This is a genomic window from Escherichia sp. 10290, assembly GCF_030295155.1.
GTDB classification, from domain to species: Bacteria; Pseudomonadota; Gammaproteobacteria; order Enterobacterales; family Enterobacteriaceae; genus Escherichia; species Escherichia coli_F.
The window spans coordinates 315,357-337,250 of the sequence record NZ_AP025741.1; the positions used below are offsets into that span (position 1 = coordinate 315,357).

Annotated in this window: 19 protein-coding genes, 1 tRNA gene and 1 pseudogene; 7 read left to right on the forward strand and 14 right to left on the reverse strand. The window is 52.1% G+C overall.

Annotation, left to right across the window (positions count from 1 at the left end; genetic code table 11):
• Positions 1–11 precede the first annotated feature (11 nt).
• Together proA and QUE74_RS01465 are read left to right on the forward strand one after the other, a co-directional pair.
• Positions 12–1,265, forward strand: coding sequence for a glutamate-5-semialdehyde dehydrogenase (gene proA / locus QUE74_RS01460; protein ID WP_000890578.1), 1,254 nt, complete (start codon positions 12–14; stop codon positions 1,263–1,265).
• Positions 1,266–1,379: 114 nt separating this feature from the next.
• Positions 1,380–1,455 (forward strand) — tRNA-Thr (locus tag QUE74_RS01465).
• 127 nt (positions 1,456–1,582) lie between these two features.
• Here the strand turns inward: QUE74_RS01465 and QUE74_RS01470 are convergent.
• Positions 1,583–2,482: a LysR family transcriptional regulator gene (locus QUE74_RS01470; RefSeq protein WP_000687181.1), complete on the reverse strand. Its 900-nt coding sequence runs from the start codon at positions 2,480–2,482 to the stop codon at positions 1,583–1,585.
• A gap of 98 nt (positions 2,483–2,580) precedes the next feature.
• Between QUE74_RS01470 and QUE74_RS01475 the strand changes: the two genes are divergently transcribed.
• Complete coding sequence (locus tag QUE74_RS01475; RefSeq protein ID WP_000361972.1) at positions 2,581–3,303, forward strand: SDR family oxidoreductase; 723 nt, start codon at positions 2,581–2,583, stop codon at positions 3,301–3,303.
• 163 nt (positions 3,304–3,466) lie between these two features.
• Complete coding sequence (locus QUE74_RS01480) at positions 3,467–3,745, forward strand: hypothetical protein (RefSeq protein ID WP_024166197.1); 279 nt, start codon at positions 3,467–3,469, stop codon at positions 3,743–3,745.
• Positions 3,746–4,156: 411 nt separating this feature from the next.
• On the opposite strand, the pseudogene ykgR reads toward QUE74_RS01480, so the two are convergent.
• Positions 4,157–4,225 (reverse strand): annotated as a pseudogene (gene ykgR, locus QUE74_RS01485) (small membrane protein YkgR); the annotation flags it as partial.
• A 229-nt stretch (positions 4,226–4,454) separates the two neighbouring features.
• Positions 4,455–5,339, reverse strand: coding sequence for a LysR family transcriptional regulator (locus QUE74_RS01490; protein ID WP_001119040.1), 885 nt, complete (start codon positions 5,337–5,339; stop codon positions 4,455–4,457).
• Positions 5,340–5,603: 264 nt separating this feature from the next.
• Here QUE74_RS01490 and QUE74_RS01495 point away from each other — a divergent pair, with 264 nt between their 5' ends.
• On the forward strand, positions 5,604–6,662 hold the full coding sequence (locus QUE74_RS01495) for an alpha/beta hydrolase (protein WP_123058987.1): 1,059 nt from the start codon (positions 5,604–5,606) through the stop codon (positions 6,660–6,662).
• A 141-nt stretch (positions 6,663–6,803) separates the two neighbouring features.
• Positions 6,804–7,931, forward strand: coding sequence for an MFS transporter (locus QUE74_RS01500; protein ID WP_024166198.1), 1,128 nt, complete (start codon positions 6,804–6,806; stop codon positions 7,929–7,931).
• Positions 7,932–8,109: 178 nt separating this feature from the next.
• Here QUE74_RS01500 and paoD read toward each other — a convergent pair whose 3' ends face one another.
• The 4 genes from paoD to paoA are packed head-to-tail and all read right to left on the reverse strand — an operon-like array spanning position 8,110 to position 12,913.
• On the reverse strand, positions 8,110–9,066 hold the full coding sequence (paoD, locus tag QUE74_RS01505) for a molybdenum cofactor insertion chaperone PaoD (protein WP_000122399.1): 957 nt from the start codon (positions 9,064–9,066) through the stop codon (positions 8,110–8,112).
• Positions 9,067–9,075: 9 nt separating this feature from the next.
• On the reverse strand, positions 9,076–11,274 hold the full coding sequence (gene paoC, locus QUE74_RS01510; protein ID WP_000667032.1) for an aldehyde oxidoreductase molybdenum-binding subunit PaoC: 2,199 nt from the start codon (positions 11,272–11,274) through the stop codon (positions 9,076–9,078).
• Positions 11,271–12,227 carry an aldehyde oxidoreductase FAD-binding subunit PaoB gene (paoB, locus tag QUE74_RS01515; RefSeq protein WP_000643332.1) on the reverse strand — a complete coding sequence of 319 codons (957 nt, stop codon included), beginning with the start codon at positions 12,225–12,227 and terminating at the stop codon, positions 11,271–11,273. The genes paoC and paoB overlap by 4 nt, the downstream gene beginning before the upstream one ends.
• The gene (gene paoA, locus QUE74_RS01520; protein ID WP_000070684.1) at positions 12,224–12,913 is read right to left on the reverse strand and encodes an aldehyde dehydrogenase iron-sulfur subunit PaoA; all 690 of its coding nucleotides are present in this window, start codon (positions 12,911–12,913) and stop codon (positions 12,224–12,226) included. Before paoA ends, paoB begins: the two co-directional genes overlap by 4 nt.
• 405 nt (positions 12,914–13,318) lie before the next feature.
• On the opposite strand from paoA, the gene QUE74_RS01525 reads away from it, so the two are divergent.
• The gene (locus tag QUE74_RS01525; protein ID WP_001019920.1) at positions 13,319–13,933 is read left to right on the forward strand and encodes a YagU family protein; all 615 of its coding nucleotides are present in this window, start codon (positions 13,319–13,321) and stop codon (positions 13,931–13,933) included.
• 248 nt (positions 13,934–14,181) lie between these two features.
• On the opposite strand, the gene QUE74_RS01535 is transcribed toward QUE74_RS01525, so the two are convergent.
• From QUE74_RS01535 to ecpR, 7 genes are all read right to left on the reverse strand, one after another.
• Positions 14,182–14,511 (reverse strand): YkgJ family cysteine cluster protein, encoded by a 330-nt coding sequence (locus QUE74_RS01535; protein ID WP_001303809.1) that lies wholly within the window; start codon positions 14,509–14,511, stop codon positions 14,182–14,184.
• 313 nt (positions 14,512–14,824) lie between these two features.
• Complete coding sequence (gene ecpE, locus QUE74_RS01540) at positions 14,825–15,535, reverse strand: fimbrial chaperone EcpE (protein ID WP_001355145.1); 711 nt, start codon at positions 15,533–15,535, stop codon at positions 14,825–14,827.
• Positions 15,504–17,147 (reverse strand): fimbrial adhesin EcpD, encoded by a 1,644-nt coding sequence (ecpD, locus tag QUE74_RS01545; protein WP_001364143.1) that lies wholly within the window; start codon positions 17,145–17,147, stop codon positions 15,504–15,506. Before ecpD ends, ecpE begins: the two co-directional genes overlap by 32 nt.
• Complete coding sequence (gene ecpC / locus QUE74_RS01550) at positions 17,137–19,662, reverse strand: fimbrial usher EcpC (protein ID WP_001131104.1); 2,526 nt, start codon at positions 19,660–19,662, stop codon at positions 17,137–17,139. The genes ecpD and ecpC overlap by 11 nt, the downstream gene beginning before the upstream one ends.
• A 25-nt stretch (positions 19,663–19,687) precedes the next feature.
• Positions 19,688–20,356 (reverse strand): fimbrial chaperone EcpB, encoded by a 669-nt coding sequence (gene ecpB, locus QUE74_RS01555; RefSeq protein WP_000716391.1) that lies wholly within the window; start codon positions 20,354–20,356, stop codon positions 19,688–19,690.
• A 56-nt stretch (positions 20,357–20,412) separates the two neighbouring features.
• On the reverse strand, positions 20,413–21,000 hold the full coding sequence (ecpA, locus tag QUE74_RS01560; RefSeq protein WP_000730970.1) for a common pilus major fimbrillin subunit EcpA: 588 nt from the start codon (positions 20,998–21,000) through the stop codon (positions 20,413–20,415).
• Between the two features lie 74 nt (positions 21,001–21,074).
• Positions 21,075–21,617: an ECP biosynthesis operon DNA-binding transcriptional regulator EcpR gene (ecpR, locus tag QUE74_RS01565; RefSeq protein WP_024166199.1), complete on the reverse strand. Its 543-nt coding sequence runs from the start codon at positions 21,615–21,617 to the stop codon at positions 21,075–21,077.
• Between the last annotated feature and the right edge of the window lie 277 nt (positions 21,618–21,894).

Here is a 21,894-nt window from a genome sequence, read left to right on the forward strand (position 1 = left end):
GGAGCAGGCCGATGCTGGAAAAAATGGGCATTGCCGCGAAGCAAGCCTCGTATAAATTAGCGCAACTCTCCAGCCGCGAAAAAAATCGCGTGCTGGAAAAAATCGCCGATGAACTGGAAGCACAAAGCGAAAGCATCCTCAATGCTAACGCCCAGGATGTTGCTGACGCGCGTGCCAATGGTCTTAGTGACGCGATGCTTGACCGCCTGGCACTGACGCCCGCACGGCTGAAAAGCATTGCCGATGATGTGCGCCAGGTGTGTAACCTCGCCGATCCAGTGGGGCAGGTGATTGATGGTGGCGTGCTGGACAGTGGCCTGCGCCTGGAACGCCGTCGCGTGCCGCTGGGGGTGATTGGCGTGATTTATGAAGCGCGCCCGAACGTGACGGTTGATGTTGCTTCACTGTGCCTGAAAACCGGTAACGCGGTGATTCTGCGTGGCGGTAAAGAAACCTGCCGCACTAATGCTGCAACGGTAGCGGTGATTCAGGATGCTCTGAATTCCTGCGGATTACCGGCGGGTGCCGTGCAGGCGATTGATAATCCTGACCGTGCACTGGTCAGTGAAATGCTGCGTATGGATAAATACATCGACATGCTGATCCCACGCGGCGGGGCTGGTTTGCATAAACTGTGCCGCGAGCAGTCGACGATTCCGGTAATCACAGGTGGTATAGGCGTATGCCATATTTACGTTGATGAAAGTGCAGAGATCGCTGAAGCATTGAAAGTGATTGTCAACGCGAAAACTCAGCGCCCGAGCACGTGTAATACGGTAGAAACGTTGCTGGTAAATAAAAACATCGCAGATAGCTTCCTGCCCGCATTAAGCAAGCAAATGGCGGAAAGCGGCGTGACATTACACGCTGACGCAACTGCGCTGGCGCAGTTGCAGGCAGGTCCCGCGAAGGTGGTGGCTGTTAAAGCCGAAGAGTATGACGATGAGTTCCTGTCATTAGACTTGAACGTCAAAATCGTCAGCGATCTTGACGATGCCATCGCCCATATTCGTGAACACGGTACGCAACACTCCGATGCGATCCTGACCCGCGATATGCGTAATGCCCAGCGTTTTGTCAACGAAGTGGATTCCTCCGCTGTTTACGTTAACGCCTCTACGCGTTTTACCGACGGCGGCCAGTTTGGTCTGGGGGCGGAAGTTGCGGTAAGCACACAAAAACTCCACGCGCGCGGCCCAATGGGGCTGGAAGCTCTGACCACCTACAAGTGGATCGGCATTGGTGATTACACCATTCGTGCATAAATAAAACCGGGTGATGCAAAAGTAGCCATTTGATTCACAAGGCCATTGACGCATCGCCCGGTTAGTTTTAACCTTGTCCACCGTGATTCACGCTCGTGAACATGTCCTTTCAGGGCCGATATAGCTCAGTTGGTAGAGCAGCGCATTCGTAATGCGAAGGTCGTAGGTTCGACTCCTATTATCGGCACCATTTAAATCAAGTAGTTACCTCATATTCAATTACACCACGTTTTCCTCCTGTGCCATATTTGTGCCATTGTAACCCTGGCAATTTCTCAAAATACTGTTCTGACATCAGGCAGTGCAGGTGCAGACATTTAAGCCAATTGCTGCCGCCATTCCTTGACGTGGTCAATCAGGGCGCGGAGCTTTGGTGCAATATTGCGACGCTGTGGGAAATACAGATAGAAGCCCGGAAATTGTGGAAGAAAGTCATCAAGCAGCGATACAAGCTTACCGCTTTCAATATATGGCCTGAACGTTTCCTGAGTGGCAATTGTTATTCCTCCGCCGGCAAGAGCCAGCCTCAACATCAGACGCAGATCATTCGTCGTAATCTGCGGTTCAATCGCAAGGTCGAAAGCTCTACCGTTTTCTTCAAATGGCCAGCGATAAGGCGCAACCTCCGGGGACTGACGCCAGCCGATACACTTATGATTCACAAGTTCGCGCGGATGAACAGGTGTGCTGTTGGCTGCGAGATAGGAGGGAGAGGCAACGACCATTTCACGCTGCTTACCGGTAAGGGGAACAGCAATCATGTCTTTTTCAATGACCTCTCCGAGCCTTACGCCAGCATCGTAACCTGCGGTAACGATATCGAATTCCTCATCCGTGACAACAATATCAAGCGTAACGGCTGGATTGGCAGCTGCAAACGAAGCGATTAGCGGACCTGAAAGAAATTCTTCTGCTATCGACGTCACCGCGATTCTGAGATGTCCACGTGGTACATGGTCAGAGACCATCTCTTCGAACGCTGCCTCAATACCGGATAAAGGTAATGACAACGATTTATGCAGCCGTTCTCCCGCTTCCGTCAAATTAACTGAGCGCGTGGTCCGCATTACAAGCATTGTCCCGAATGCATCTTCAAGACGTCTTATTCCCTGACTGACCGCTGAACGGGTAACGCCCAGTCGTGCGGCGGCTTTACTGAAATTACTCTCTTCTGCTACCGCGATAAAAATGGGTAAAAGATTAAGATCGATTTTCATTGTTTAATGCCGCTAACCATTGAGTACATTGAAAGCAGGATACTGGAACCAATCATAAAGTTCTATTATCTCTCCGAACACATTTGAAGGAGAACGTAATGGATAAGGTCATATTAATCACCGGCGCATCAAGTGGTATTGGGGAAGGTATTGCCAGAGAGCTGGGAACGACAGGTGCAAAGGTTTTACTGGGAGCACGCAGACTTGAGCGTATCGAAGCCATTGCAAAAGAAATCTGCCGCGCAGGAGGAATTGCTAAAGCGCGGGAGTTGGATGTCACAGACCGACAGTCCATGGCAGATTTCGTGCAAGCAGCGCTGGATAGCTGGGGGCGAGTTTATGTTCTTATCAATAATGCGGGCGTTATGCCGCTTTCACCGCTTGCAGCAGGAAAACAAAATGAATGGGAGCTCACTATTGACGTGAATATCAAAGGCGTACTTTGGGGAATTGGCGCTGTACTTCCGGTGATGGACGCACAGGGTTCCGGTCAGATAATCAATCTTGGTTCTATTGGTGCCCTTTCTGTTGTGCCCACAGGCGCAGTCTATTGCGCATCAAAATTTGCAGTACGGGCTATTTCTGATGGCTTACGGCAGGAAAGCTCGAAAATCCGTGTGACCTGCGTAAATCCTGGGGTTGTAGAAAGTGAACTGGCTTCAACCATGACCCATGTGGAAACCATGAAGTCAATGGACGCCTACCGTTCTGTTGCACTTCAACCCGCGGATATTGCCCGTGCTGTAAGGCATATTATTGAATCTCCCGAAAGCGTTGATACAACCGAAATTACCATCAGACCTACTGCATCTGCAAACTGAAGAATAACTTTTATATTCACGTTTTATTAAATAGGTAGGGAGGAAAATTTATATCCACCTGTTTTTCATAGTAAGATGCATTATGTATTTCTCACCCCGAAGGAGATGAAGGTTTAATTACAGAAGGAGTATTTTCTCTTGGAGTAAATATGACTCATGTTTAATACCTATGTATATAAAACTCACCCTCTCAATTGTCAGGAGAATTAACGTGAATACTATCTGTTCTTTAATTGTTGTGGTTACACTGTCTTTATTATCATTCAGTAGCGTCGCCAAAACGATTACTGCCGTCGGTTCAACCATTAACAGCACTGAAAAAGAAATTTCTTTACAGGCAGAAAAACAAGGGAAATCATATAAAATTCTGGGCGCGTTTTTTAAGAACAGAGTTTATATGATAGCAAAGTTAACACCAGTCAGTAAAAATGATGCTTCATAAGGCTCATGGTATAATTTTTAAGACATGATCAAGAAGCACGTCTATTGACTCAAAATTGTCATTTGTCAGGCAATGGAATACCTGACAAATGACGCTATCCCAATCTATTGTACCAGTCGTTCTGCTAATTCTACCGATGCTTCGGTCTGGAGTGGTAGAGTAATATTGGACACAGTTTTATTTTCTCTCTTTTCGAGGGAGGTATATGATCAGGAAGAATACATCCCTAAGCGGTTAATGCTGGCGTAATCAATAGACCAGCATTAATCACGGATGATTACCAATCAGACAGAAATGGTTAAATCGTCGAATTCATAATTAATACTTTTTCTTACGCCGCTGAACAACTTGAAAAACAGGAAAAGGATGCATATTTTAAATATCAGTGAAGTGAACAGTTTATGGCCGTTATTAATAGAAATGGAGGAATAAATACGCGTATTCTACTATTGCAACAAAAACAACGATATTGATCGGTTTTCATAATGAAGTAACCTGACAGATATAAAAATGTTGATTGAGGCTAAATTCCCGGATGAAGGTTGTCGAGGGAGCCTGGTACTTTTTTCTTATGGGTGATCTCCATTGCTGGATAGTCCCCTTGTACAGATAAGTCCGCTCTTTCTCGCTCAAAGCGGCCCCTGGAATTGAACGCAGAGTGACTACCTGACACAATATTGCACAGTGAAGAGTCGGTCGTTGTTAACGTTCAGATTTTCAATGTATCAATGACCATCCGCAGAGCGGGGGAGACGTTGCGATGAGGGTAATAGAGAAACAATCCCTCCATTCGCAGGCTGTAACGCTGCAACACTCTGATAAGCTTACCGTGTTCTAAATCATCCGCAACCAGTTCAACAGGAACATAGGCCAATCCGAGGCCCAGCCGTGCGGCTTCTGCTTCCATATAGCTGTCGGATAGGGCCCATTGCCCTTCAGGCCGGTGGGTAATTTTTTTATCATCCTGATTGAGTTCCCACTGGTATACGCTGCCGTCGGCAAACTGATAGGCGATACAGGGATGTGCCTTTAAATCAGTCGGGGTTTGCGGAAAACCATAGCGACGAAAATGTTCCGGAGTCCCCACAATTGCCATCTCCATATCGGGCGTGATGCGTACCGCGACCATACCCTGGCCGACTTCAGGCCCCAGGCGGACACCAGCATCGAATCTTTCCTCGATGATATCGACGAACCGGCTCTCATTTATCAGTTCAAGCCGGATATCAGGATATCGCTGTTTAAATACCGCCAGCTTTGGCAGCAGGCATTTATCAATCGCGTGCTGGCTGGCATTGATACGCACCGTGCCGGAGGGCGTCTCTCGATAGTGCGCCAGTGTGGCAAGCCCAAGATCTAACATTTCAAATCCAGATGCCGTCTTCTGGTAGAGCTGCTCGCCTGCTTGCGTCAGCGACAGTTTACGCGTGGTGCGCACTAGCAGCTGGACGCCGAGCCTTTCTTCAAGCTCGCGAACAGAACGGCTGACTCCTGACTGAGCAAGACCCAGCCGCTGAGCCGCTGCGGTAAAGCTGCCTTCCCGCACCACCTGCATAAGCAGGTACAGCTCGTTGTAGTTCTCCCTTTTCGCCATTGAAACATCCCCCCTTCATGCCGGCAATCTCCGCATTAATTTATAACAATATGGTATTAATCTTAGCATTAATCGCCCCCTAATCAGCACTAATTCTGCTCACTATAATGACCCCATCAAAGTAAAGCACCGCAGTGTTGTCCGTCGGAAACCTGTATCTCTCTGTTGTTTTTTATGGGGATTTTTATGAAAGCCTTCACCCGAACGCTAAAAACCGCGATGCCGACCATGCTGCTTTTCGCATCATTAAGTGGAGTCACGACAATGAGTTATGCTGATTCAACCAATCCTAATGCCCCTGTGTCCATGACAGATAAATGGGATAAAACGTTCGCCGAGAGCCAGAAAGTCGATCACCGTAAAGTCTCGTTCCCGAACCGATATGGCATCACCTTAGTGGGCGATCTTTACCTGCCTAAAGACCGTGGCGATCGCAAGCTGGCGGCGATTGCGGTCAGTGGGCCATTTGGCGCGGTGAAAGAGCAATCCAGCGGCCTGTATGCGCAGACGCTGGCGGAACGAGGGTTTGTTACCCTGGCGTTCGATCCTTCTTACACCGGGGAAAGCGGCGGCTATCCGCGAAACGTCGCCTCACCGGATATCAACACTGAAGATTTCAGCGCGGCGGTGGATTTCTTAGGGCTGCAAAAAGAGGTAGATCGCAACCGTATCGGGCTGCTCGGTATTTGTGGCTGGGGCGGCATGGCGCTGAACGACGTGGCGATGGATACCCGCGTTAAAGCGGTTGCTACCAGCGTGATGTATGACATGAGCCGGGCGATGGGCCATGGTGTGGGGGATGGCGAAGACCGTTATTCTACCGCCGACCGTCGTGCTGTTCTGCAATATCTGAATGAACAGCGCTGGAAGGATGCGCAGAGCGGAACGTTCGCTCATGGTGGTCATGATATTAATGTCGATAGCAACGGCAAGGTCAGTGCGGGCGAGCGCATTCTGCCAGAAACGCTGCCGGCAAATCCTCATTCGGTACTGAAAGAGTTCTTTGACTACTATCGCATGCCGCGCGGCTTCCACGAACGTTCCGTTAACTCTACCGGGGCGTGGACGGCAACGATGCCGCTGTCATTTATGAATATGCCGCTGTTGAGTTACGCCAGTGAAATCACCATTCCGACGCTGATTGTGACCGGTGAGAAAGCACATTCACGCTATTTTGCTGAAGATGCTTACAAGGCGGTTGGCAGTAAAGATAAAGAGCTGGTGGTGGTACCTGGGGCAAATCACGTGGACCTGTACGATAACGTGGCCGGAAAAATACCTTTCGCGAAGTTCGAACAATTTTTCCAGACCAAACTGAAATAAAACCTCTCCTGAATTGATGCAAAGCCACCGGCCATAGGCTGGTGGCTTTTATCCTGGCCTTCGTGAAATTTCACTATGTCGACGCTAAACCAAACACCATCACCTCATCATCAGCGCGCATACTGGGGCGGTATTTTTGCCATGACCCTGTGCGTGTTTGTGCTGATTGCTTCTGAATTTATGCCCGTCAGCCTGCTCACGCCGATTGCCCGCGATTTAGGCGTGACGGAGGGGTTGGCTGGGCAGGGGATTGCTATCTCCGGCGCACTGGCGGTTCTGACCAGCCTGACGCTTTCAACGCTAGCAGGAAAGATGAATCGTAAATTCCTGCTGCTGGGAATGACGGTTCTGATGGCCGTATCGGGGCTTATTATTGCGCTGGCTTCCAGTTATCTGATGTATATGATCGGTCGCGCGATGATTGGTGTGGCGATTGGCGGATTCTGGTCGATGTCTGCGGCAACGGCGATTCGTCTGGTGCCGCAGCAACAGGTCACGCGTGCGCTGGCGATTTTCAATGCCGGTAATGCGCTGGCGACGGTCGTGGCCGCACCGCTGGGAAGCTATCTGGGGGCTACGGTCGGATGGCGAGGCGCTTTCTTGTGCCTGGTGCCCATGGCGGTTGTCGCCTTTATCTGGCAGTGCATCAGCCTGCCCAGTATGGATGCGAATAAAAGCCACACGTCATTTGGCACGGTATTCCGCTTATTTAGCCGCCGCATGGTTGTGGTCGGCATGATAGCTTGTGGCCTGTTTTTCATGGGGCAGTTTGCGCTATTCACCTATGTGCGCCCGTTCCTGGAGACCGTGACGCTGGTTGATTCCTCAGGCTTGTCGTTGATTTTGCTGATTATCGGAGTAGCCGGTTTTATCGGCACGCTGGTTGTTTCGACATTCCTCAACAGGAAATTCTACCCCACGCTGATGGCTATACCTGGACTGATGGCCGTCATTGCCATCAGCCTGATGCTTACCGGGCATCACGTCTGGATGGTCTCGCTGCTGTTAGGCCTCTGGGGCATGCTGGCAACCGCCGCGCCAACCGGGTGGTGGACATGGATTGCGCGTACGTTGCCCGACAACGCGGAAGCCGGAGGCGGGCTAATGGTCGCGGTGATTCAGCTTTCAATCGCCCTTGGATCGACGGCAGGAGGCATCGTGTTTGACCACCTCGGCTGGCAGAGTACGTTTGCCATGAGTAGCGTGCTGCTCCTATGCGCTGGCGTACTGACCTTTGTTACCGCACGCCAGAAGGCCGGTGCGCTTTAGTCCGGCGAGGGCGCGCGTTGCTGAATAAGTTACACAAGGCGATGAGCGCCCACTATGGGTTGGGCGCTCTTTTAAACGATTTAGGTGATTTTCTAAAACGGCTACTGCAGATTTTTCTCTTAATTTATGGTATTTCCCCCGGAGGCGAGAAAGCGCTCTCCACGCCCGGCCGCAAGGATCACGACGACGGGGGCAGGCATGAATCCTCCTCCTGATGGAGACGTACAGAAGCGACTTCTGCCAGCACGGAGAGTGCCAGAGTATGCGCATCCCGGGCTTTGGGGAATATCCCGATGGGTGCCCGGATTTGCGCTGTCTCCTCCCTGGACCATCCTAGCTCGTGGAGCTTTTGCAGACGTAACGTGTGGGTTCGATAGCTGCCCAATGCGCCGAGATAAAAGGGTTTTGCCTCTCGCGCGGCCTGCAACACTGGCAGCTCCCGGTTGAGATCATGGCACAGCAAAATGACCGCCGTATCGGTATCGATCTGAGCGCTGGCTGAGGCCGGAAAAATATCGAAGATATGGCTGTCATAGCCTGTGGCTGCTGCAAGACTCGCGGTTGCCTGCGCCTCAAGAGAACGTCCGTAAATCATCAGCCTGACGCATGGCCTGAACCCCATCTCAAAGCCATTGAGATTCCAGCCCGTTCGGGTTTGCGTGGGCAGGCACACCAGCGATTGAGCTTGCGGATCGTAGCGCAGACCCGCCGGTTTTCTCTGTTCCAGGCGGTTCAGCACGGCGAGCAGAGGCTGTGTCGAGCGTAGTTTATGGAGCGTCAGCGTGATCCCACCGCCGCAGGGCAGAACGATGTCAAACCACGGCGAACCTTCGCCATAGCGAATTTCGCGATCGCAGCCTGAGCCCATCACCTCCAGCGCTTCAAAAGCGGCAGCGGCCTCCACGCAGCCGCCAGAGACAAAACCGCAGTAACGACCATCTTCGCGCACCACCATCTGTGCTCCGAGCGGGCGCGCCGCGCCGCCGCGTATCTCCACCAGCGTCACCAGCACCGCTCCTTTACCGGACATTAGCGCCTCTACGGCGAAGCGCAGAATGGTCCGGTGGTCATCGGTGAGAAACGCCTGCTCTGGCTTATGCCAGTGCTCGTCTTTGTCAAAAAGCGAGTATGACATTGTTCCTCCTTAAACCACATCCGGCAGTTTATCGAGCAGCTTATCCAGAGTGATGGGATAATCCCGTACCCGAATACCGGTGGCGTTATACACCGCGTTGGCGATAGCCGCGCTCACGCCGCACAGGCCCAGCTCACCGACACCTTTGGCCTTCATCGGGGAGGAGATGGGGTCGGTATCATCCAGGAAAATCACCTCCTGTTTTGGGATATCCGCATGAACCGGCACCTCATACCCCGCCATATCGTGATTAACGAAGTAGCCCAAACGGTCATCTACCGCCAGCTCCTCCATCAGTGCCGCGCCCATGCCCATAGTCATCGCGCCAATGACCTGGCTGCGTGCAGTTTTCGGATTCAGAATGCGCCCCGCTGCGCACACGGCGAGCATACGCCGGACCCGAACTTCTCCCGTCGCGCTATGCACGCCGACCTCCACAAAATGCCCGGCAAAGGTCGATTGCTGGTACTCCTTGCTGAGAGTGCCGAACTCAATGCTCTCTTCCGCTGTCAGTCTGCCGCCTGCGGTGGCCTCATGTAGCGTGGCGCTTCGGGTACCGTTGGTAATCTTGCCGTCGGCAAACTGCGACTGCTCAGGATCAAACCCGACCGCCGAGGCAATCATTTCGCGAAGTTTCACACAGGCGGCGTAAACGCCGGAGGTGGAGGTATTCGCGCCCCATTGTCCACCAGAACCCGCAGAAACCGGGAAACTGGAATCGCCGAGGTGAACCGCAACCTGCTCCAGCGGTACGCCAAGCATTTCCGCTGCCGTCTGGGCCAGAATGGTGTAGCTGCCGGTGCCAATGTCGGTCATGTCCGTTTCTACGGTAACGGTGCCATTTTGTTCGAGGTGAACCCGAGCACCCGATTTTTCCAGCAGATTATTGCGAAAGCCCGCCGCAACACCGTGGCCGACTAGCCACTCCCCGTCGCGCACCTGTCCGGGTGTGGCGTTGCGCTGCTTCCAGCCAAATTTATCCGCTCCGGTGCGCAAGCACTCGATAAGCTGACGGCGAGAGAAGCGGCGCGTCGGGTCGGCGGGGTCAACCTGAGTGTCATTCAGGATGCGAAACTCGACGGGATCGATGCCCGCTTTTTCCGCCAGTTCGTCGATCGCGATTTCGAGCGCCATCAGACCGGGGGCTTCGCCGGGCGCACGCATGGCGTTCCCTTCCGGCAAATCAAGCGCGGCGAGCCGCAGGCCGGTATGACGGTTTGCCCCTGCGTAGAGTAATTCGCTTTGCTGTACCGCCGTTTCCGGCGTGCCGCCGGGCAGGTTTCCGGACCAGCTTTCATGTGAGATAGCGGTGATTTTCCCGCTCTGGTCGGCACCGATACGCAGGTGCTGAAGGGTGGCGGGGCGGTGCGTGGTGTTATTGGGAATAGTGGGGCGGGGGAGCATCACTTTAACCGGACGTTTCACCGCACGGGCGGCGAGGGCCGCCAGCAGCGCATCGCTTCTCAGGAATAGCTTGCCGCCAAACCCTCCGCCGATATACGGGGAGATAATACGCACATTCTCCACGGGCACTTTCAGCGTTTTTGCCAGATCGGTGCGGCACCAGTCAATCATCTGATTTGAGGTCCAGAGGGTAAGCTTATTTCCATCCCAGACGGCCATCGAGGCATGCGGCTCCATCGCCATATGGCTCTGGTCCGGGGTCGTGTATGTAGCATCAATTTTCACCGCAGCGGAGGTGAAAGCCCCGTCAAAGTCACCAACGTTTTTATCGGGCGTGTCTTCCGGCGGCTGACTGACGGCCTGTTTCTCGTCCGCCAGGGAGTAAGCTCCTTTATTACGGCGATAGTGCGCCTGCACCAGCGAGGCCGCCGCTCGCGCCTGTTCGAAGGTCTCGGCCACTACCAGCGCAATGGCCTGATGATAGTGCTCAATAGTGGGGCCGCCTAACAGCCTGGCGGTGTTTTTGTCGCCTTTGCCGAGTGCCCCAGCGTTACTGGCGGTAATGACAGCCAGTACGCCCGGCGCTTTTTGCGCGGCGTCCGTATCAAGGGCGGTGAGGCGCCCTTTGGCAATGGCGGAACCGACGATATAGCCATAGGCGGCGTTGGGGGCTTCTTCATGCCATTCGTAGGCGTAGCGTGCCGTGCCGGTAGTTTTCAGCGGTCCGTCGATGCGGTCATGGGGACGACCGACAACCTTCAGCTGATCGATCGGGTTTTCCCCTGCGGGTTTATCAAATTTCATGCCTGTGCCCTCGCTTCAGCCAGTACGGAGGCAAGCGTTCGCTTCGCCAACAGGAGTTTAAAGGTATTTTCAGCGGTGGGATGGGCGCTGGCGAACAGCGCGTCATACACGGCCTGCGCCCCCTGGGATAGCTGAGCATCCGCAGCCTCAATGCGCCAGGGCTTATGTGCTACTCCGCCCAGCGCGACGCGCCCGCTGCCGTCAGGCTGAATAATCGCCGCGACCGATACCAGGGCAAAGGCGTAGGAGGCGCGATCGCGCACCTTGCGGTAGATATGTTTTCCGCCGAGCGGCGGAGGTAACGTCACCGCAACGATAAGCTCACCGGGAAGCAGGGCGGTTTCAATGTGCGGCGTTTTCCCCGGTGGGTGATAAAAATCAGCCAGTGTGATACTGCGAGTTTTTCCCTCCGGCGTGATGGTTTCCACCACCGCATCCAGCAACCGCATTGCGACCGCCATATCGCTCGGATGGGTGGCAATGCAGGCTTCGCTTACGCCTACCACCGCGTGCTGACGGCTAAAGCCTTCAAGTGCCGCGCAGCCGCTCCCGGGCAGGCGCTTATTGCAGGGCTGATTGGTGTCGTAAAAATAGGGGCAGCGCGTGCGCTGGAGCAGATTACCTGCGGTGGTTGCCTGATTACGTAACTGACCAGACGCGCCAGCGAGCAGAGCGCGGGAGAGTACCGCGTAATCACGACGCACGCGCTCGTGAGCCGCCAGGTCGGTGTTCCGTACCAGTGCGCCGATGCGCAGCCCACCCGCGTCGGTCACTTCAATCTTATCGAGCCCGAGCCCGTTCACATCGATAAGGTGGGTTGGCGTTTCAATTTCCAGCTTCATCAGGTCCAGCAGATTGGTCCCGCCAGCGATAAATTTTGCGCCGGGTACGCGCTGAGCGCTAAGTGCCGCCTCGGCAGGGGTGTTCACACGTTCATAGGTAAACGCCTTCATGATTTTATCTCCCCCGCAGCATCTTCAATGGCGGCAAGGATGTTAGCGTATGCACCACAGCGACAGATGTTGCCGCTCATACGTTCACGGATCTCATCGGCAGTTCTTTCTGGAGGGGAAACCAAATCGACCGTGACGTGACTGGGAATGCCGTCCTGAATCTCTTTTAGCACCGCTACTGATGAGCAAATTTGCCCGGAGGTGCAGTAGCCGCACTGGAAGCCATCATGCTTGATAAAGGCCGCCTGCATGGGGTGAAGATTCTCTGGTGAACCCAGGCCTTCAATGGTGGTGATCTCGGCCCCCTGATGCATGACTGCCAGCGTCAGGCAGGCATTAAGCCTGCGACCATTGACCAGCACGGTACAGGCTCCGCACTGTCCGTGATCGCAACCTTTCTTGGTACCGATCAGATGCAGATTTTCACGCAAAGCGTCCAGTAGCGTGGTTCGGGTATCCACCTCAAGCTGCTCGGTTTTGCCGTTCACCATAAGTGTCAGGGGCATTATCTCTGGCGCGGGTGTAGCTGCCGGAACGCTTGCCGCAAGCGTAGAATGAGGATAAACCACGGCGGTCGCCGCCGTTGCGGCGCTCACTTTAATCAGATCGCGGCGGGTCAAACTAAAATCGTGCGGCTCGTGCTTCCCAACCCGATTATCTTCGGGGTATTCGCCTTGGTTGCTCATACCAGGCCTCCGGTATTCTAAAGGGGAAAATAAGAGTGCGTTGCGAGAGTGTTGATGCTTTTTTAAACGTTAAGCATAGTCGGTGAGAGCAGGAGGATTATTCTTAAAACGCGAATGCAGCTATGAGCCCGGCTAATTAATTCATATTCGCCGATGACGGGAGCTAGTTTATTGCTTTAGTTGTGCGATGCAAAAACCGATAAGGAAACCTGTGATTGTCAGCTCTGCATCACCCTGCAAATCGTTGTCACTTCTAACATAAAAATATGGAGAAATGATGGTGCTTATATTAATTGGCGATTAGTCACCATTGCATTATACAAAACAATACAGTTCTTTACATTTATCTTGTTTTATGAATACTCCTGAAGAGGTGTACAACATAATGAAACAAACAGGGTAAATATGAATATATTTGAACAAACTCCACCGAACCGCAGACGTTATGGTCTTGCTGCATTCATTGGGCTGATTGCTGGCGTTGTTTCCGCATTTGTGAAGTGGGGGGCAGAAGTTCCATTGCCGCCACGTAGCCCGGTGGATATGTTTAATGCAGCGTGTGGCCCGGAATCATTAATCAGGGCTGCTGGGCAAATTGATTGCTCCCGTAATTTTCTCAATCCTCCGTATATTTTTCTTCGAGACTGGCTGGGGCTGACAGATCCCAATGCGGCTGTTTATACCTTTGCCGGGCATGTCTTTAACTGGGTTGGTGTTACGCACATTATCTTTTCGATAGTGTTTGCTGTCGGTTATTGTGTGGTCGCTGAAGTATTTCCAAAAATTAAACTCTGGCAGGGCTTACTGGCAGGTGCTTTAGCCCAACTTTTTGTTCATATGATTTCATTCCCTCTCATGGGACTGACGCCACCTCTGTTTGATCTCCCGTGGTATGAGAATGTTTCTGAAATTTTTGGACATTTAGTCTGGTTCTGGTCCATTGAAATTATTCGCAGAGATTTACGAAACAGAATTACTCATGAGCCAGACCCTGAGATCCCTTTAGGCTCAAACAGATAATGCATTGAATGATAAAAATGGCGCAAATACAGCGCCATTTTTATAGGTTAAAAACATTGTTTTTAACTTTCTGATGCAGATAGCCAGTGAGTACATCGCGCTACTTCAGGATGCTGTAGATCCGGAGAACACTGTAGAGGAAGAGGCATTGTTGCTGGCAGATGGAAGAAGTCTCGGGTTTTGTTATCCCTGAAAAACGAAGCCCCGCGATTATAGCTGGCGGGGCAGTGCAATTAATTATTGCATATTTATAACGGTGTCAGCCCGTATTTAGCTCTTGCACGATTGCAAGCCTCATTGACGACTCCGTTCTCACCAGACATGGCGAATTCTCTGCACGTGGACGATCGATTTTTATATATCGTGCAGCAGGCATTTTTGCCCGGTGTTCCTGCAAGGGCAATACATCGGGGGTTTTTCTGATTGGTACCGCTCATGCATCGGTGAAAAGGGGATATTTGTTCAGTGAGCCTGGCGGGAATGGTACCGCCAGCATCGTCGGCTTCGGCCCAGTAAAAAGAGACGCGGAAAAATGCACAACAGGCACCACACGTCATGCATGGATTCAGATTGCTCATAATTCACCAGTACAGCTATAAATCGTAAAGAGAACAGCGGTACCTCGTATGTAAGAACGTACCGCGGTTGGCTGGGGAACTTTCGATAGTGTGAGTATTGAATGATTTCCAGCCGTTACCGATTTTACGTACTAATTCGTGAAGAAACCACTCGTTAGCAGGCTGCCTGGCACCTTTCCGTGTCTCCTGAACACTATGGTGTACATATGAGAAAGCCCATCATTACAGGTGACATTGACGATCGCTTCCACATCATTTAAACGATTATTTGAGTCTCTGAGGTGGAATTCTTCCCTCGTCCGATGGATAAGTCTTAGTCCGCCGAAGGGGGCTTAGCCGGACAGGAATCGCTAATCTTAATGAATTTGTCGTTATAGACCAGATAATGATTCCCCGGTTGACGTAACGCAGGCTGATGAACCACGTCCCCTGGACGTAGGTACCAGGCGTCGCCTTCCTCTTCGGTCGAATCACATCCTGGTTTAATCAGTAGCTTAAACCACGTGTTGCCGGTGTTACTTACCGTTCCTGTCACCTGGTCGAAGGACCATTTAAACTGAACCTGACGTGGTCGTACTACCAGAATGGTATCCATCACCACCACCGGCTCTGTGCTGACCTCGCCGCCGGTTGGGCTACGTCTTGTCTGGTTGCGAGTGGGGACCTCGCGGAATGAGACCCGGTAGTAGCGCTCGCGTTTATCCTGGGGGCCATGATAGTAAAATTTAAAATACTCACTCTCACCAGCCTGCAACGCCAGCTGGCGGGGAGCGAAAAGCAGTTCACCATCCACCGGTCGAGTGCGCAATTCACTGCTGCCTGGGCTATCGATGGCACTGATGGCAATACGGTATATCCGTGCGCTTTTGTTGTTATTCACTACACGTTTGCTGACAAAGTCAGTCTCGGACGGCAGCGAAAATGTCAGATTGCCGACCGAAATCGCCTGTGTCAAAGGTGCCGCCAGCATACAGACCACTGTCAGCAGCGCCTTAGTTAATGTTACGCCACGTCGCCTGAACATGAATCTCTCCTGAAGCGCTGACTTCGCCAAACCAGCCGTTATCATCTACCGTACGCAGCGAAATGGCGTTATCCATTGGAATTGAAAATTTGACAGTGGTCTTATCCATCTGCCCCACTTCGCCAGAGATATCAGTCCACGGTGTGGTTAGCCACAGCGCATCGGTCATATCCCGCCAGCTATCATCGCACCCGGCATCGTAGGTTTTTGTAGCTCCGTTGCGGGTAATAAAGGAAAGCATCGCCGGGAATGGTACTTTCGCCTTACCGTCATCGGAGCTGAAGACACAATAGGAGCGCCCGCCAATCACCTGCGCGGGTCCGGTCACCTTGATCAGCACTTCGTCGGCAGCTGTTTTACCGCTGGTGGTTACGATATAGCCGAAATCTAGTGCCGGTTCGCCGCTGCCGACATATCCCTCTCGCGACGGTGTCTGAGTATATTCATCGGAGATAATACTGATGCTGAAATCACGGGGTTTGATAATCAGCGTGTTGGAGGTAGAAAATTCATACCAGCCAGACTCCGGTGATGTGGTGTTCTGAAAGCGAAAGTTGAATAGATCTTTGGTGTTGATATCGCTGATCCCCAGGTTCACCATCTGCTTAAAGAAGTTGCTCGAGAAGAAAACATAGATCGAGTCTGCGCTCTTCATCTCGTTGAAGGTGTAGTAATAGGCGGTATTGCTCACCGGTTTCCATGAACTGCCATTCAGACTGAACTGCATATCGTACGCCCCGACGGCCGAGGCTAACGACGAGTTGGCGATCGCCGGGAATATATGGATTGAGGTGTTGCTGAGCCCGTTTGTTTGCAGGGTATAGTTAACCATCTTACAACTTAATCCTGAACGGCTGCCGATGGTTTGCGTCCGGCAGTCGGCGTTCCCTTCGCCCAGAGTCGGTACTCCGTCGCTGTTGATAAATACCTCCGCCAGCGAGTGGGTATTTATCAACCGCAAATTTGCTGCTTTCGTATGGGTGACGTTGCGAACATACCAGTTGCCGGAGGCCTGATCCTTACAGCGCGCGCCGCTGCTGGCGTCATAGTTCACTGAGGTTTGGCAGGCATTGATGGTCATCGTAAAGCTGCTGCCAACGGGCATTTGTTGCAGATACTGGTAAAACGCGTCTGACAACATGCCGTGCATCCACTTCGAGCCGCCGCTGGTCACCGTCGCGCCATAAAATCCACTGGCGTCGGTGGTTTGCGGCAGGATAAGACTGGTGGTCATATTACACCCTGTGTACCAGTTGATGCAGCGCAAGCCAGTTAAAGGAGATGAAACCGGCGAATTTTCCAGCCACATATCAAACTTCCAGTTGGTATAAAGGCCGGTGTTGTAACCGTTATCAATGTAGCCGAGGCTTTGTTGATAGATGGTTCCTGAGCCAGTGTATTTTAAACCGGTCCAGCGGTTGGCACCGGTCAGGCGCGGATCCAGCGCCCCGCCAGGAGTGACGAAAAAGTTGTCGTCTGAGTTGTTTTCGACAAACACAAACTCGCGTGCCGGTGCATCCGCCCAGGTTGTTTTGCTCACTGCCGCTCTGAGCGCGGTTGCTGGCCAGAATAGCGCAAAGATTATCATTGCTATCAGTAGGTTAACTCTCATTCTCTTCTCCTGTCTGCGTCACCGCCGCCCACGATGAGAGGCCGCTGCAGACCACATCACCGACCCAGACGGCACCGCGCGCCTGGTTGAGTTCCAGTGCCACTTCGCAGGTTTTATTGCCACTGTAGCGAAAATCGATAGTGGGGTATTTCTTATCCACGTCCATGACAAACTCGCCGTTTTCATCGGTTCGGGTTCGGCCGATATGGTTGTTAATCCGTGCGTTAGCCAGCACTGTGCCGTCTTCTGCACGGATACGACCGGAGACGGTAACCATCTGCTTCACCTCTGGCTCAATGACGGCGACATTGCCTGGATAGAGGGTCAGATGGCTTTTGCGGCCGCTGACGATATCGTAGCTGTCGAGTGAGTTTTTGCTGTTCTGCAACTCCACCTCATATCTCCCATACGGAGAGAGCGGGAGGTAGTTGCGCTTGCCGTTAAGCGGGAAAATCCGTCCGTTGATTTTGGCGCTGATCTGACCGTCGTCCTCCAGCCCGGTATTGAATATCACCCCGGCGTTGCCATCAGTCCGCCCGCTGGCAGCAATGTTTTTACCCTGCCAGCCAACGCTGCCATTGGCAGTTAAGTTGGTATTGACGTAGCCGTCCGCCGCGCTATTGACGTTCAGCGTTCCGCTGGCGTAACGAGCGTCGAACTGTGCATACGCCCCACCACTGAGAGTTTTGTCATCACCGGTATCGCCGGAGATGGCTCGTGACAGATTGGCACCAAAAGTGCGAATGGTTCCTTCATCAAACTGTTTGCGTGCTGACAGGTTTGCCATGGTGTAGCCGTTTTGATGGGTCATCCCTGCGCTAAACCAGTTGCCCAGTGGTAGCGAGAGATCGAGAGCGATATATTTCCCTGTATTGGCGCTGCTGTCGCCGTTGTTATAGCGCTGAATACCGGCCCGCAGGCCAAGCGAACCAAAGGTACCGCTGTAGACATTTTGATAGTAATCTGCCGTGTAATAATGGCTGTTGTAACGGCGGTCATCATTGTAGCTGATGCTGAATGTGCCCAGCTTCGACCACAGTGAGTTCAGGTTGAGTGTGCCGCCGATTGCACGGTTGTCGGCATCGCTACGTCGCAATTGATTGCCAATGCGGGTTTTTTCCTGATTAACCCACAGTGAACTAAAGCCTCCCGGTAGTGTGGCGCTGATGTTGCCGATATTGCTCCATGAGCTGTCACTGGCCAGCATGTTTTGCAGGTTAACGTTGATTGCTCCCCCAAGCGGCAGCGTCAGACGGGTTTCACCCACTGCCTGATTATCGTACCCATATCCCGTTGCCGCCCAACTAAGCGTACTCAGTGAGCCGGAGGTCGAGGCTCCTGCTAGCCAACTCTCTTTAGCTGGTCGCGTCTTTTTCCCGTTTTCCGACCAGCGATCCATATGAAAGCTGCCGCCCCATATCTGCCACGCCAGCGGCGCACCGACACCGCGCCCCCGGCTAAACAGCTTATTGACCCGCTGGGTGCGTTTGCTGATCACGCGACCGTTAACGATGACCTCAACTTCCACATCGTAAATACCGTACGGTAGACCTCGGGTATCCACTTCATGATTGCCCATGGTGAAGTTCTGAACACTCAGTAACCGCCCATCACGGGTGAGATGTACTTCGCCCGCTGCAGGTAAAAAGGCGATCACTGGCGTGGCCGACTGGCTGCTGTCGAAGATGGTGGAGCTGGCCTGGTTTCCCCAGGAAAGGCCGTAAATCTTCCCTGCTGAAATGGCGGTCATCGGCCCTAAGGACTGCAAGTTCCAGGTGTCGAGCATTCCACCGGCAAATCGGTGACCAGCAAAATCGCGTTCATACATCGCTTTATATAATTCACTGTCCTGTTGACCGCTACCGATCCCATACAGCGAGCCGTCGAGTACCACATGATGTTCGCGCAGTGCTGTCACGTTATTTAGCGACAGATAGCTGGATGTATTGTTCCCGCCGTTACGCAACTGGTTGTTATAGATGCCGAAGTTATAGCTCAGGTTACTGCTGAGGGTGTTAACACTGGATTGCCCGATGTCTTCGCTACGTGAGCGTAGTACGGTGCCCAGTGCTTCGCGCTTGACCACCAGCTGCAGCAGCAGTTGGCGCAAGCTGAGATCCAACTGCGCGTTGTCAGTCAGGGGGATGGTAAGGGCCTCATTGAACGGGGTGTTCGCCAGATCCATCAGCTGCTGTCGAGTTTGTTCGCTGACACTGGCGTTATCTTCACTCTCTTCCAGCTGTATTTTCCGGATGCGTAACTGTCCATCATCCAACCAGATAAAAGCGCTGCCGATTCGCTGATCGTCCTGGCGACCCTGGCTACCGGCAAGATGAATATAGAGCGGGACGCTCATGCCGTCCTGAAGCGCCTGACTGAAGGCCTGCGGAATAATCACCCCACCTATTTGCTGCGCGCTTATGTCAGCAGCGCTGGCATCGGGTTGAACGAACAAAAAGACCATGCCGAAGGCAAACTGGGCTTTCAGTCCTGGGGAGAACCGTCGTAAAGGCATTGTCGTTATCCATCTGCACAGCTATCTATTTCACGGGAATGAACTTATCACCCTGCCAAAGTGCAACCCGTCCTTTGTTATCCGCCGTGTCCACGCGGGTAAAACGACGCGACTTGCCCGGCATCAGGTAGTAGTTCTCTTTACACTCCTTACCATTGGCGGCTTTCAGGCAGGGGCCGTAGGCGAGGATCCGCAGCGTCGCATTTCCTGTATTTGTCAGGGAGCCGTTGGCGTACTGAAAGCGGTAGTTCGCCTGGCGGGGGGCGACGACCAGAATGGTGCCGATGCGGGCGGAAGCAGTGGCTACAGCGCTGCGGTTGGCATTATCGCGCTGCGCATCACTGAGGGCCTGATCAAACCAGACAATGCGGTAGTAGCGCTCTTTTTCATCTACTGGTCCCTTATAGAAGAAGCGGATCACTTCGCTGGCTTGGGCGGGTAGCAGCAAGCTGGCGGGAGTGAGTAGCAACTCATCCGGCTTGTCCATTGCGATAACCTGCCCGTCGTCAAGCGGTGAAGAGAGCCGTTCGAGACGGATATTGATGAGGCGACCACTGTCGGTACTGTTTTTGATTGTTTTGCTCAGCGTGCTGCTGTCACTGTTCATAAACGATGATATATCGCCGACATCCAGCGCCTGGGCCGGAGATATTCCGGCAAACAGCAGAGCGAGAGGCAGAAGGTGCTTTTTCATAACAATTCCGTCCAGGAATAAAGCAGGGGGTTACCCCTGCTGGTACATCAAAGAGATCAACTGGTCCAGGTCGCGTCGAACTGTACGCTAACGTCGCCGCTCCAGATGCCTTCCGGTAGAGTGCTGTAATCGGTTACTGCGGTGGTACCATTGGTGGTACCGCTGATGATGGAGAAGGTGAAACCATCCTGTGCGGTGGTACGATTGCTGGCATTGTAATCGTTAGCCAGCGGGCTAAGGTTGCCGCCCAGTACGCCGTTGGCGGTATCGATCATCACGGTATCGCCAGTTTTTTCGACTGCCGCGCCGTTATAATCCACGCCCACATTCAGTGTGGAACCTGAGGTATCCAACTGGGTTAAGGTGTTGGTGATAAGACGTGAGGTCAGTTTAAAGGCGGTAGCCGTTGAGTCACCCTCAATAGCCACGTCAAATAGACCTTTCTGTGAGTTAAAGCCTTTAATGCCTTCGGCATACTGGAACGCCAGGCTACCGAGTGGCGTCACAACCAGTTTACTGGTGGTGTCTTTTTTGGCTGTTGCCGACCAGGTCGCTACAGCCTGAGCTGTTACGTCAGCAGCCTGCGCCACACCCATGCCGGTAAACACCGTTACCAGAGCTATTGCCAGAACCTTTTTTTTCATTGCTTTTCTTCCCGAGTTAAATTGAGGACATGATGTCCCTGTGAGTCATTTTTTAAAACTAACTTGCCTGGAGTTTACGGAACCAACTTATATATTTTTGAGTACAGCTTGGCCTCAGCATTACGCCGATGGGTATACACTGTCTTCACACTACAATTTTCAATTCTGGCAATCGATTTAGGCAGCATTCCCTGGGCCGTCATGCGGATAATTTCCATTTCCCGGTCAGTGATTTTATCTTTCTTAATATCTTTTTTGAGAAACCTGCCATTAATCACATAGGCCAATTCGTTTCTAATATCACGACTCAGCCCAGCGTATACCACGCCCCTAATATTGCTGTTGTAATACCAATAATTTGCTAAGGCTTCTGACTTTCTGGCCGCAATCAATACGACCTGTTTCCCCTTTACCGCGGATAACCATTCGTTATCACGGTTTATAAACTCAGTTAAAGAATCCGTATTGAGATTGATAAACACGAAATCTTTTCTAATTTTCTCCAGCGATAGATAAATTAATCTGTCGATATCCACAATCAGTTCAGAGAGTCCTTTATAGAAGTAGGCGTCATGGGGAGACCAGATGTATTTATCAGAACGGTTTTGATATTCCATATGGTTTTTAACCTCATAGTCCCTGCTGTAATCATTTTGCCATGTCACTACTTTCCAAACCTGTAATTTTTACAGGTACATTCAGTGTTGTTAGTAAATCGGAAGTAAATAAGATACGTAGCACATATCAATATAGGTTAAACGAGATTAAGTTTTAATTATTTTCGATTGGGCTTAAATTTATGTTTTTTTCCTGATGAGTGTCAATATGTGAACAGAAAAGGAATTCCATGGTTAAGTCAATATTTACTAAAAATGAAAATATTGCTTTTTTGAT

Coding starts and splice junctions, on each gene's coding strand:
- proA (WP_000890578.1), top strand. CDS start 12: ATGCTGGAAAAAATGGGCATTGCCGCGAAGCAAGCCTCGTATAAATTA.
- QUE74_RS01470 (WP_000687181.1), bottom strand. CDS start 2,482: ATGAAAATCGATCTTAATCTTTTACCCATTTTTATCGCGGTAGCAGAA.
- QUE74_RS01475 (WP_000361972.1), top strand. CDS start 2,581: ATGGATAAGGTCATATTAATCACCGGCGCATCAAGTGGTATTGGGGAA.
- QUE74_RS01490 (WP_001119040.1), bottom strand. CDS start 5,339: ATGGCGAAAAGGGAGAACTACAACGAGCTGTACCTGCTTATGCAGGTG.
- QUE74_RS01495 (WP_123058987.1), top strand. CDS start 5,604: ATGAGTTATGCTGATTCAACCAATCCTAATGCCCCTGTGTCCATGACA.
- QUE74_RS01500 (WP_024166198.1), top strand. CDS start 6,804: ATGACCCTGTGCGTGTTTGTGCTGATTGCTTCTGAATTTATGCCCGTC.
- paoD (WP_000122399.1), bottom strand. CDS start 9,066: ATGTCATACTCGCTTTTTGACAAAGACGAGCACTGGCATAAGCCAGAG.
- paoC (WP_000667032.1), bottom strand. CDS start 11,274: ATGAAATTTGATAAACCCGCAGGGGAAAACCCGATCGATCAGCTGAAG.
- paoB (WP_000643332.1), bottom strand. CDS start 12,227: ATGAAGGCGTTTACCTATGAACGTGTGAACACCCCTGCCGAGGCGGCA.
- paoA (WP_000070684.1), bottom strand. CDS start 12,913: ATGAGCAACCAAGGCGAATACCCCGAAGATAATCGGGTTGGGAAGCAC.
- QUE74_RS01525 (WP_001019920.1), top strand. CDS start 13,319: ATGAATATATTTGAACAAACTCCACCGAACCGCAGACGTTATGGTCTT.
- QUE74_RS01535 (WP_001303809.1), bottom strand. CDS start 14,511: ATGAGCAATCTGAATCCATGCATGACGTGTGGTGCCTGTTGTGCATTT.
- ecpE (WP_001355145.1), bottom strand. CDS start 15,535: ATGTTCAGGCGACGTGGCGTAACATTAACTAAGGCGCTGCTGACAGTG.
- ecpD (WP_001364143.1), bottom strand. CDS start 17,147: ATGAGAGTTAACCTACTGATAGCAATGATAATCTTTGCGCTATTCTGG.
- ecpC (WP_001131104.1), bottom strand. CDS start 19,662: ATGCCTTTACGACGGTTCTCCCCAGGACTGAAAGCCCAGTTTGCCTTC.
- ecpB (WP_000716391.1), bottom strand. CDS start 20,356: ATGAAAAAGCACCTTCTGCCTCTCGCTCTGCTGTTTGCCGGAATATCT.
- ecpA (WP_000730970.1), bottom strand. CDS start 21,000: ATGAAAAAAAAGGTTCTGGCAATAGCTCTGGTAACGGTGTTTACCGGC.
- ecpR (WP_024166199.1), bottom strand. CDS start 21,617: ATGGAATATCAAAACCGTTCTGATAAATACATCTGGTCTCCCCATGAC.